We start from the raw sequence: 11,235 nt of genomic DNA, 5'->3' as shown, positions 1-11,235 counted from the left end.
ATACAAGTTAGAGGGCGCCACCTCGTCGCGAGCATCGCAGGGCAGTCCTGCCTACGGCAGGACCGTCAACATGAAGCCCGGCCCGATGCCACCTCAGCCCCCGACCTGCGGCCGCAACGCCAAAGCGCCAGAACCTCCGCACGAACACCACAGCATGAACGAACCTATATTTCACGCATGCCAAGCCAACGCCCCACCCCGCACACCATCCTCATGGTCGTCTTCCCCGACTTCCTGCTGCTGGATGCCGCCGGGCCCCTGCAGGTCTTTGCCATGGCCGACCAGGAAGCCGCCAAAGCCCAGCTCACACCCCGCTACCGCTTGCGCACCGTCTCCACCACCGGCGGCTTGATCACCTCCTCCACCGGCCTGGCCGTGCAAACCGAAGCCCTGCCCCGCCCAGCCAGCCTGAAACACACCACCCTCATCGTGGCCGGTGGCGACGGCACACAAGGCGCCATGCACGACAAACGCCTGATCCGCTGGCTGCAAGCCGCATCCAAGCAAGTAGCCCGTTGCTGCTCGGTCTGCACCGGCGCCTTCGTGCTGGCCCAAGCCGGTCTGCTCGACGGCCGGCGTGCCGTGACCCACTGGCAAGACGTCCCCCTGCTGCGCCAGCTGTTCCCACAGGTGCACCTGCTGGACGACGCCATCCATGTGCGAGACGGCCATGTCCACACCTCAGCCGGTGTGACCGCCGGCATCGACCTGTGCCTGAGCCTGGTCGAGGCCGATCACGGCCGCGCCCTCTCGCTGCGCGTGGCCAAGCGCCTGGTCGTGCCGCTGCGGCGAGCCGGTGGCCAGCGCCAATTCAGTGCCGAGTTGCTGGCGCAGGCAAGCGATCAAGAAGGCATCGCCGGCCAGCTGCTGCAATGGCTCAAGCCCCGCTTGAAGCAGGCCATCAGCGTGGCCGACATGGCGCATGCCCTGGCCCTGTCTGAACGCACCCTGCACCGCCAGGTGCTGGCCCAGACCGGGCAGACCCCGGCCCGCTTCCTTGCCAACCTGCGGCTGGAGCGCGCCTGCCGGCTGCTGGAGGCCGCGCCGACACCGCTCAAGCGCGTCGTGCGGGAAAGCGGCTTCGGCAGTGAAGACAAACTGCGCCGCTGCTTTCAGCAACGGCTGGGTGTGTCGCCTGGAGACTACGCATGGCGCTTCAGTTCAGGGCGAACCCGCAGCTGAACACCACCTGGTGGTGTCGCTGTTGCGCCCTGGTCCGCCATTTACGAATGATTACGGGCCAAGTTGCGACACTGCCCTTAATGTCTTGCCTGCACATCAGGAGCCCCCGCATGAACACCCGGATCACATCGTTTGCAGCGCTGCTCGGCAGCGCGCTGCTGGCGCTGTCGTCCACAACCGCCGGTGCCGCCTACAGCGTGAGCCTGCTGGCACCCATCGCACAGGATCAGAACAGCTACGGTGAGGTGATCGCCGCCAACGGGGTCATGCTGGGTGAGTCCTACGTCAAGCAGGACTGCCCCGTCAGCCAGTGGGTAGGCTGTCTGGTCGAGGGCTACAGCAGCCGCCAGCCACGTTCGGTGTGGTGGCCTGCGCAAGGCGGCGCCCCCACCGCGCTGCCCTGCCTGAGCAAGGCCGTCAGCACCTCGGCCAGCTGGGACAAGCCTTGCGAGGCCCACGCCATCAACAACCGCGGCGTGATGGTCGGGCGCAGCTACGTCCCCAAGGGCGCATTTGACATCGGCGTGCACCCGGTGCTGTGGTTGAGCCCTGGCAGCGCCCCTGTGGACCTCAGCGCGCAGTTGCAGGGCCTGCCCAGCTACCTGTCCGCCCGCGCCGTGGGCATCAATGAACAAGGCTGGATCATCGGGCGCGCCCAGATCGACAACCGGCAGAACGAATACGCCTTCCTGCTGCGTGATGGCCTGGCCACCGTGCTGCCCTCGGCCAGCGCCCTGTCGGTCAAGGCCCGCGCCATCAACACCACCATGGCCGTGGGTGATGGCCAGTACGAGCGCGGCGGGCAATCTGGTGTGATCGTGTGGACACTGGGCGGGCCGACCACCACGCTGCGCACGGTCGACGGCAGCGAAAACGACGTGCATGCCGAAGCCATCAGCTCGGCGGGCCATGTGGCGGGCTTTTACTGGGCGCCCGCCAGCAAGCAGGGCAACCGGGCCTACGTCTGGTACCAGGGCCGCGCACAGGCCTTGCCCACCGATCCCGGCTACAGCAGCGTGGCCTATGGCGTGAACGCCGCGGGGCAGGTCGTGGGCAGCCACTGCCGCACCGATCAGGACATCCATGGCTGCCGCGCCGTGGTCTGGACCAATGGCGTGCGGCAGGACCTCAATGTGCTGGCCACCCCGCCGGCAGGCTACACCTTCGTGCAGGCCAAGGCCATCAACGACCAAGGCCAGATCACCGGCTGGATGGTCAATGCCGCCAACGCTTATCGAGGCTTCGCGCTGATCCCCAAGCCGTAGCGCTCAAGCCTGAACGCTCAAGCCCTGACGCCACCAGCGCCCCAGCACGGGGCCCCTCTTACGGGGCATCTTGTATCCAGATCCTTCCGTGCGATGGGCCTGCGTCACGCACGTAAGCATTGGTTGCCGCAGCGCGCCAGCCTGGGGCACGCGCGGCCTGTTCAAGCTGGCATGGATGCTGCGCTCACCAGCGGGCCGGTTCGCTGTACCCCCGCTCGTCAAAGCAACAAGATCCATTCAACCCAAGAACACGGAGTTTTCATGAACACTTTCTTCCACTCATCCACCGTGGTGCGCCTGGCAATGGCCGCCACCTTGCTGTTCTCCAGCCAGGCCTGGGCCGACAAGCTCAGCATCAAAGCCAACCTGGGCGCCGCGCGCGAACGTGTGGTGGCCATCGTCAATGGCCAGGGCGACGCGGCCAAGCTCAAGCCCGAGATCAGCGAACTGAGCGCCAAGGTGGACGCCGAAGCCGACAGCGTGCCGGGCCTCAAGCCGGTGTGGGAGCAGTTCAAGGCCAACCGCGACGGCAAGATCATCCCAGCCTTCGACGGCAGCAATGCGGCTGACAAGGAAGCCGCCAAAGCCCTGGCCATGGGCGAGCAAAAGCAGCTCTACGAGAAGATGATGAGCCTGCTGAACTGATACCTGCGAGGGCCACTACAGGGGCGAACCGGCCCCCGCTGTGAAGCACCCCTGCCGCTCGACTGCCGCTTAAGCCGGCACCGATGAACGGATGAGGTGATCGAAGGCGCCCAGCGCGGCCTTGGCACCGTCACCTGCGGCGATCACGATCTGCTTGTAAGGCACGGTCGTGCAGTCACCCGCGCCAAACACACCGGCCACATTGGTGGCACCCTTGGCGTCCACGATGAGCTCGCCGAAGCGCGACAGCTCCAGCGTGCCCTTGAGCCACTCGGTATTGGGCACCAGGCCGATCTGCACGAAGACACCTTCCAGCGCGACATGGTGATCAGCCCCGGTGGCGCGGTCCTTGTAGCTCAGGCCATTGACCTTGCCTTCAGCCCCGGTGATCTCGGTGGTCTGCGCATTCGTGTGGATCTCGACATTGGGCAGGCTCTTGAGCTTGTTGACCAGCACGGCATCGGCCTTGAGCTGCTCGGCAAACTCGATGAGCGTCACGTGGGCGACCACACCAGCCAGGTCGATGGCGGCCTCCACACCCGAGTTGCCCCCGCCGATCACGGCCACACGCTTGCCCTTGAACAAGGGGCCATCGCAGTGCGGGCAATAGGCCACGCCCTTGTTGCGGTACTCGGCCTCGCCGGGCACGTTGACATTGCGCCAGCGCGCACCGGTCGAGATGATCACGGTCTTGCTCTTGAGCACACCACCATTGGCCAGCTGCACTTCAACCAGGCCGCCAGGCTGCGCCGCCGGGATCAGCTTGTCGGCACGCTGCAGGTTCATGATGTCCACGTCATAAGCGCGGGTGTGCGCTTCCAGGGCGGCGGCGAACTTGGGGCCATCGGTCTCCAGCACCGAGATGTAGTTCTCGATGGCCAGCGTGTCGTTGACCTGGCCGCCAAAGCGCTCGGCCACCACGCCGGTGCGGATGCCCTTGCGGGCGGCGTACACGGCTGCCGCGGCACCCGCAGGGCCACCGCCAACGATCAGCACGTCATAGGCTTCCTTGGCCGACAGCTTGGCGGCATCACGCGCGGCCGCACCCGTGTCCAGCTTGGCCACGATCTCTTCCACCGTCATGCGGCCCGAGCCGAACATGCTGCCGTTGAGGAAGACCATGGGCACGGCCATGATCTCGCGGGCGGTCACTTCTTCCTGGAAGGCCCCGCCTTCGATCACGGTCGTCTTGACCTTGGGGTTGAGGATGGCCATCAGGCTGAGCGCCTGCACCACGTCCGGGCAGTTGTGGCAGCTCAGGGACATGTAGACCTCGAAGTTGAAGTCACCGTCCAGCGCCTTGATCTGCTCGATCACATCGGGCTCGACCTTGGGCGGGTGGCCGCCCGTCCACAGCAGCGCCAGCACCAGCGAGGTGAACTCGTGGCCCAGCGGCAAGCCGGCAAAGCGCAGCGATGTGCCGCTGCCAGCGCGTTGCAGCGTGAAGGAGGGCTTGCGCGCATCCTGGCCATCGGTCTTGAGCGTGATCTTGTCGCTGCGCAGGCCGGTGATGGTCTGCAGCAGGTCCAGCATCTCACGCGAGTTCTCGGAGTCGCTCAGGGATGCGACGATCTCGAAGGGTTGCTGTACGCGCTCCAGGTAAGCGCCGAGTTGTGCCTTGAGGGAATCGTCCAACATGATGTGCATCCTTTTTAATCAAGCGACTTCGGGAACCGGCCCCCTTTCGATCTTGAAAGGCGACCAGCATCCACCCCGGCGAGCCTCTTGAGCCCGCAGGGTAGGTATCTTCAACAAGGTGATGAGGTCAGGCCTCAACACAGATCAAGCAAAGCCTGATTTAGATCTTGCCGACCAGGTCCAGCGAAGGGGTCAGGGTCTTGGCGCCTTCTTGCCACTTGGCAGGGCAGACCTGGCCAGGGTGGGAAGCGGTGTACTGAGCGGCAGCCAGCTTGCGCACGGTTTCCTTGACGTCACGGGCGATCTCGTTGGAGTGGATCTCCAGCGTCTTGATCGTCAGGCTCGGGTCGATGATGAAGGTGCCGCGCAGAGCCAGGCCTTCTTCAGGGATGTGCACGCCGAAAGCGTTGGTCAAGGCGTGGGTGGGGTCGCCAACCAGGGGGAACTTGGCCTTGCCCACGGCGGGGGAGGTTTCGTGCCACACCTTGTGCGAGAAGTGGGTGTCGGTGGTGACGATGTAGACCTCGGCGCCAGCCTTCTGGAATTCAGCGTAGTGCTCGGCGGCGTCTTCGATTTCGGTCGGGCAGTTGAAGGTGAAAGCAGCCGGCATGAAGATCAGGACCGACCACTTGCCCTTCAGGGACTGCTCGGTGACTTCAATGAACTTGCCGTTGTGGAAAGCCTGCGCCTTGAAAGGCTGAACTTGGGTGTTGATCAGAGACATGGCTTGTTTCCTGTTTAGGTTTGGGGTTGAAAGACTACGGGCTGAATCTTAGGCCAGCTCATGCCATATAGCGAATTGATTGATCAAATACGAGCGATTGTCAGGGGCTATTGAGCAGGCACGTCGATCAGACATGAAAAATCCCGCCAGGCCTTGCAACCTGGCGGGATTAAAGATAGCGGGCGCTTACTTCTTGATCGTGATGGCCGCCGTCGTGGGCGCGGCGCTCAGGTAGAAGCGGGTGCCAACCACCGGCATGTTGACGGCGCGGTCCACGGTGAAGGAGCCCACCGAGGGCGCCACCACCTTGCCCGTGGCCGTCACGCTGAGCGACACCGCCCCCACCGCGCTGGGCACCGTGCACACGTACAGGCCGGTTGTCCCGGTGGCGCAACTCACCCGGCTGTCCGTGGCCCGGATCGTGGCCGCGCCCGTGTAGGGCGAACCGTTGGCATTGAGCAGCCAGCCCGCCACCACGGTCGAGCCATCGCTCGAGACGGAGGCCTTGCTGGCGTTGCCCTGCGCCGCCACCGTGGCCTTGGTCTGCAGCATGGTGGCCACCACGTTCTCGGTGCTGGTGCCACAGGGCTGCTTGGAGGCCGTGCACGTCAACTGCGGCGAGGAGAACAGCGCCACGCGCGGCGAGATGTAGGACATGATCGTGCCGAACTGCCCGCTGATGCCCTTGCCGTAGCTGTAGCTGAACACGCCGGGGAAGGACGAATTGGCCTTGTCATGCGCATTGCCCAGGTTGTGGCCCAACTCATGAGCCAGGCTCAGCATCTCGCAGTAGTAGCCGTTGGACTGCCCGTCGTTGAGCGAGGCGAACATCGAACTGGCCACCTGGGCGTTGAACAGGCTCATGCCCCCGGCCCCACCGCCCGGCACATAGGCCAGCCCGCAGGTGGACGAACTGGAGGTGGTCGTGTTGAAGGGGGCAAAAAAGACCGTGATGGCACCGCCCGCCGTCCGCTTGAGCGCCGCCACGCCCTTGAAGGCACCGGAGTCGGCCCGCATGGCCGGCAGGATGACCTGTGGGGTGGCATCGGCTTGCGCCACCTTGGCCCACCCGACGATCTTGAAGGCGACACCCGTGCCGCTGTTCGAATAGGCCGAGTTGGCCAGTTGCACGATGTTGGACAGGCGGGTGCGCGCCACGGCCTCCGTGCCCCATTGCGCCACGTAACCGGGCCCATAGGTCATGAACAAGGTGATGGTGGTGTCGATCTTGCCGGGGGCCAGGGGGACCAGGGTGCTGCCGCTTGCCGCGGCGGTCGCGCCTGCATTTTGCGTGCTGCCCCCGATCTTGATCGCCAGGGCCGAGGACTCCCCGCCCGGGTCTGCCTGGTCTGGCCCGCGCAGCTTGGTCCAGCCGGCCGCATTCGGGTCCACGATCTGGGTCCGCCCCTGGCGGGTCACGATCTGGTACTCGTTGCCATTGCTCAGCACCGTGCCAAAGACCGCGTCCGTGCCCACGGTGATGACGGTGGGCGCTGCCGCACCGTCCATGCGGCTGATGCCCTGGATCTGCACGAATCCGTCCTGGTCCAGCTCGCGGTGGGTGACGATGGCCACCTCCACCTGGCCGTCGGGCAGGGGCAGCGCGATTTCCGCACCCTCATCGGCTTGCGCCAGCCCGGCCAGGTTGCCCGTCAGCTCGCGCACGCCCTGGCTCACCTGGGCGCCCAAGGTGTAGGCCTGCCCCTGGATCGGGCCCGCGTCGGCCACCCGCACCAGGGCGCCGTTGGCCTGCTGACGGAAGGGCACCTGGCGCCCGCCAAAGCGAACCGCCCCCACAAAGCCTTCCTTGGTCTGCTTGAGGTAGACGCGGTCGCGGGGGCTGCCCTGCAGGCTGCCATGCCAGTAGCTCAGGCCGTCCTGCCCCTTGGTGGTGGTCTCGAACACCACGGTCTTGCGCCCGATCACCGGGAAGGTGATGGCCACGGTCTGGCCGCTGCGCATGGCCATCAGGCTGCGCACGTCAAGCTTGAGCGGGCTGTTGATCTCCAGGCCCTTGTCGGACAGGGTGGCGGGGTCCACGGCCGCCAGGGCCTGGCCACTGCCAACACCCATGGCCGCCAAGGCCAGCGCGGAACACATCGTGCGGCTGATCTGCATCTTCCTCGTCCTTCGCCCTGCAGGCGCGTCGTCATTGACATGCCAGCGTACGTGGCCAGGCCCAGGCGTCCTAGTGAATTTCTGACGGCTTTCGGGCAATTACAGGCTGTTTACAAAGCTTTTGTCTGAACCGCCTTGCCTGCCCTGTTCGGCGTTTTTGTCAGGCAAATTCCTACAAGGCGTGTAGCCGGAAACCGACCCGTCTTACAGCCGCTTACCTATCAAGGAATTTGGCATCCGTTTGCACAATGACTCCATCGACAACGCGAAACCGCACTGAGCCAAACAAAGGAACACAGCCATGAACGCCGACCAAATCCTGATGGAAATCCGCGAAACCAACCTGTCCTACCTGATGCTGGCTCAGACCCTGATCCGCAACGACCGCGAGCAAGCCCTGTTCCGCCTGGGTCTGTCCGAAGCCGCCGCCGACCGCCTGGCTTCGCTGTCCCCCGCTCAACTGATGAAGGTCGCTTCGAGCAACACCCTGGTGTGCCGCATGCGTGTTGACGACGACATGGTCTGGACCCTGCTGACCAACCACGGCAAGGGTGCCGGCAGCGATGGCGCCTCCCGCCTGCACGCCTCGATCCTGCTGGCTGGCAAGCATCAAGAAGCCGCCTGATCCCGAATTCGACAAGACCCCACCATTTACAGACAAGCCGGAGAATCCACCATGCGTAGCAAGAGCCTGTTGACCGAAGCCAAGCAAATCGACCGCGCCGTGACCCTGATCAACCTGGGTGCCCGTCTGCAGGTCCTGGAGTCGGAAACCGACATGTCTTACGAACGCCTGCTGCGCCTCTATAAGGAAGTCTCCGGCAAGTCGCCATCCAAGGGTCAGCTGCCCTTCTCGACCGACTGGTTCATGACCTGGCAGCCCAATATCCACGCCAGCCTGTTCCTCAACATCCACGAGTACCTGAACAAGGCCGCCGAGATGGACGAGATCGACGTCGTCATCAAGGCCTACCAGCTGTACCTGGAGCAAACCGAATCCCAAGGCCTGGAGCCCCTGCTGTCCGTGACCCGCGCCTGGCGCCTGGTCAAGTTCATCGACAACGGCATGCTGACCATGACCAAGTGCTCCAAGTGCGGTGGCCACTTCGTCAGCCACCCCCATGAAATTTCACGCCACTTCGTGTGTGGCCTGTGCAACCCGCCCGCCCGCGCCGGCAAGGGCAAGGCCGCTGGTGCCATCCAGATGCACTGATCCCCGGGTTTTTTGTCAGCGTGTTTTCATTGCTTGTCTCCTCCTAGCAGCACTGCTGTACCGAGTGCTTTGTCGGGGTCCTTCGGGACCCCGCTTTTTTTTGCCTGCGCCCAGCCCCAGCCAGGCACAGATCGACCAATTAGCCCCCGTTGATCCGGGTTTTCATCCCCGCGCGGGGCCCTGACAATGGGCTGCCCACGGCTTTTTCAGCAGTGGGCTTTGTGTGTTCAAGCGGGAGTGGGCATGGATGTTTACCTGAATCGGACCTTGGAGCTGGGACAGAAGATCCCCTATGGGGCCAGCGACTTCAAGCTCGACGTCAGCCACCACACCTACTACGTGGGCAACCCCGGCCGCTCGGGCGCGAGTTTCCCCGTGCGGCTCAAGGCCGCCGTCTACTGCGGCGAAACCGAGGTGCTCAACCTCGTGGCCGAAGTCCAGCCCCATACCAAGGCCCAGGCCATGGGCTACCTGTTCAAGTACGAGGCCGGTGTCGCCGCCGATGAACCCGACCGCATCCTGGCCTATATGGGCTCCAACCCCTCGGCCGCGCCCGTGGGCGAGTTGACCTTCACCGCCGTGGGCGCCTACCTGATGGACCAGGATGCGCAGGTGGCCTATGAGCACCAGCGCCGCGGCATCGCCACCGCCATGTACCAGCAGGCCGAAGCGCTGACCGGCAAGCCCTTCCTGTCGCGCGCGGGTGATGTGCTGACCGTGGATGGCGCCGCCTTCTGGGGCAGCCCCGACCGCCCCTTCGGCGTGGACGCGCTCTATAGCCAGCCCCGCCGGCTCTTGTGGATCAACCTGGCCGACCTGCTGGCCGCGCCTTTGCGCGAGCTGCCCAGGATCGTGTTCGACGCCGACCGCTTCACGCGCTCGGCCACCGGGCAACGCTGCATCGACATGGCCAACAACGGCGCCGGCCCGCGTGTGGGCCTGCAGGAAGCGCGCATCCGGGGCCTGGTGGCGCGCGGCAGCGAAGGCCGTGTCGAGTCATTTGTGAACGACCCACACGCCCCGCCCAAACTGATGCGCAGCGTGCTGTGTGGCGAACAGCCACCCTCCCTGGCGTTGAGCAACCCGCGCGGCCTGCCCGACCCCAGCATCACGCCGCCACTGGCCCTGCTGAACGAAGAGGCGCGCGAAGAGGTGCTGCACTTCATCGGCCGCCACCTGCACGCCCTGGCCGACCTCAATGCGCTGGAAGTCCTGCACCCGCTGATCCGCGCGCTGAGCCGTCAGCGGCAGGTGCACCACGAGCGGGGCGACCCGGGCGCCATTGAGCTGGCCTTCGAGGTGCGCCGCGTACAGTCCATCTCGGTCATGACCGACATGCTGGAAAAAGAAGCCGAGTTCCGCGCCAGCCGGATGTGATGTGACGTGACGCCAGGGCCTCGGCCCTTTTTCAGCCCTCTTCAGCCTTTTTGCACCCAGGTCTCGATCATGGCCTTCATGGCCGGGTCGATCCTGGCAAAACGCGTCCCCATGCGGAACTTCCCGCCTTTGGCCACATGGAACATCACCTTGGTGTGCAGATCGGGGTAGTGGTACTTGCTGCGGTCGAGCGGGTCCGGCAAGGCAATCAGGACGTGCAACATCGCCCCGTCGGGGAAGGCCCTTTCGCAGACCAGCCCCAGCCCATCGGCCGAGACATTGACCACGCGCGCCTCCACATACGACTGGGGGTTCAGCACCACCCGGGCAGCCCAGGAGACATTGGCCCGGGGGCCTAGGCGAGCATCCGTCGCTTGCTGCTGCGACGTCAAATCAGTTGCGGGCACGGCTACCTCTTGCTGGATGAACGTGGTGAGAACACATGCTCGGGCGCCTCACCAGAAGACGAATATATGAGCACCCATCGGCAGTTGTGATCAGACCTGAAGCGCCGTGGAAAGTCATTGAACTTTCTCTCGCTTTTGCCATTTTTATCAAAGTACCGCTGCATGGTGCGCTGCAGCATTTTGCATGATTTGCAAATGCCCCCAGGGAATACACGCTCTTGCGCGCATCCGGCACAGGCCTTAGAAATTGACCAGCGTCAAATACGTCACGGCTTACGCCCCGAAAAGGAGAAGCGATGCCCGGTTCCCTGTCCCGTCCGACATCCGCCAGAAAGCGCATTCGCCATCTGACCACGCTGGCTTGCGTGCTGGCTTGTGTTGCCGGCTTGCTGACCTTGCTGAGCGGGCACGTCATCCACGGCGCCCTGCTGATGCTGGCCGGCCTCGTGCTGGTGCCCGGCAGCATCTGGGGCCGACGCCACAAGCAGCATCCGCTGGACGCCACCGTGCTGGATGCCCCCAGCGCACCGGCCACACGCCGCTGGCGCAAGGCGGCCTGAGCACGCCTTCCTGAGCGGCCACGGCCGGCTTTTTCACTTCAGTCCCTGCAGCCCCTGCCGAAAACGCTGGGAGCCGTCGTCTTTTGTGCCCTTTGACGCATGCCGT

11 protein-coding genes are annotated in these 11,235 nt (G+C 64.7%); 7 read left to right on the top strand and 4 right to left on the bottom strand.

Going from position 1 to position 11,235, the window contains the following annotated elements:
* Window positions 1–177: 177 nt before the first annotated feature.
* The 3 genes from HY019_RS01625 to HY019_RS01615 all read left to right on the top strand — a co-directional run bounded on the left by HY019_RS01625 (window position 178) and on the right by HY019_RS01615 (window position 3,092).
* Window positions 178–1,182, top strand: a complete 1,005-nt coding sequence (locus tag HY019_RS01625) for a helix-turn-helix domain-containing protein (RefSeq protein WP_290687828.1) — start codon at window positions 178–180, stop codon at window positions 1,180–1,182.
* A gap of 110 nt (window positions 1,183–1,292) precedes the next feature.
* Entirely contained in the window at window positions 1,293–2,447 is a 1,155-nt protein-coding gene (locus HY019_RS01620; RefSeq protein WP_290687826.1) for a hypothetical protein, read from the top strand.
* A 261-nt stretch (window positions 2,448–2,708) separates the two neighbouring features.
* Window positions 2,709–3,092 carry a hypothetical protein gene (locus HY019_RS01615; RefSeq protein ID WP_290687825.1) on the top strand — a complete coding sequence of 128 codons (384 nt, stop codon included), beginning with the start codon at window positions 2,709–2,711 and terminating at the stop codon, window positions 3,090–3,092.
* Between the two features lie 69 nt (window positions 3,093–3,161).
* Here HY019_RS01615 and ahpF read toward each other — a convergent pair whose 3' ends face one another.
* From ahpF to HY019_RS01600, 3 genes are all read right to left on the bottom strand, one after another.
* Entirely contained in the window at window positions 3,162–4,730 is a 1,569-nt protein-coding gene (gene ahpF, locus HY019_RS01610) for an alkyl hydroperoxide reductase subunit F (RefSeq protein ID WP_290687823.1), read from the bottom strand.
* 160 nt (window positions 4,731–4,890) lie between these two features.
* Window positions 4,891–5,454, bottom strand: coding sequence for an alkyl hydroperoxide reductase subunit C (gene ahpC / locus HY019_RS01605; protein ID WP_290687821.1), 564 nt, complete (start codon window positions 5,452–5,454; stop codon window positions 4,891–4,893).
* Between the two features lie 186 nt (window positions 5,455–5,640).
* Window positions 5,641–7,572: a reprolysin-like metallopeptidase gene (locus tag HY019_RS01600; protein WP_290687819.1), complete on the bottom strand. Its 1,932-nt coding sequence runs from the start codon at window positions 7,570–7,572 to the stop codon at window positions 5,641–5,643.
* A gap of 301 nt (window positions 7,573–7,873) precedes the next feature.
* Between HY019_RS01600 and flhD the strand changes: the two genes are divergently transcribed.
* The 3 genes from flhD to HY019_RS01585 all read left to right on the top strand — a co-directional run bounded on the left by flhD (window position 7,874) and on the right by HY019_RS01585 (window position 10,162).
* The gene (flhD, locus tag HY019_RS01595) at window positions 7,874–8,197 is read left to right on the top strand and encodes a flagellar transcriptional regulator FlhD (protein ID WP_035037613.1); all 324 of its coding nucleotides are present in this window, start codon (window positions 7,874–7,876) and stop codon (window positions 8,195–8,197) included.
* Window positions 8,198–8,248: 51 nt separating this feature from the next.
* Window positions 8,249–8,785, top strand: a complete 537-nt coding sequence (gene flhC / locus HY019_RS01590; protein ID WP_035037610.1) for a flagellar transcriptional regulator FlhC — start codon at window positions 8,249–8,251, stop codon at window positions 8,783–8,785.
* Window positions 8,786–9,028: 243 nt separating this feature from the next.
* Window positions 9,029–10,162 (top strand): hypothetical protein, encoded by a 1,134-nt coding sequence (locus HY019_RS01585; protein WP_290687817.1) that lies wholly within the window; start codon window positions 9,029–9,031, stop codon window positions 10,160–10,162.
* 41 nt (window positions 10,163–10,203) lie between these two features.
* Here HY019_RS01585 and HY019_RS01580 read toward each other — a convergent pair whose 3' ends face one another.
* Window positions 10,204–10,569 carry a PilZ domain-containing protein gene (locus HY019_RS01580; RefSeq protein ID WP_290687816.1) on the bottom strand — a complete coding sequence of 122 codons (366 nt, stop codon included), beginning with the start codon at window positions 10,567–10,569 and terminating at the stop codon, window positions 10,204–10,206.
* 296 nt (window positions 10,570–10,865) lie between these two features.
* Between HY019_RS01580 and HY019_RS01575 the strand changes: the two genes are divergently transcribed.
* Window positions 10,866–11,129: a hypothetical protein gene (locus HY019_RS01575; RefSeq protein WP_290687814.1), complete on the top strand. Its 264-nt coding sequence runs from the start codon at window positions 10,866–10,868 to the stop codon at window positions 11,127–11,129.
* Window positions 11,130–11,235: the final 106 nt, after the last annotated feature.

It is taken from the genome of Aquabacterium sp., from assembly GCF_016195855.1.
In the GTDB taxonomy this organism is placed as follows: domain Bacteria; phylum Pseudomonadota; class Gammaproteobacteria; order Burkholderiales; family Burkholderiaceae_C; genus Aquabacterium.
The sequence above is the reverse complement of the archived record's forward strand: the minus strand, read 5'-3'. Positions and strand labels throughout refer to the sequence as shown.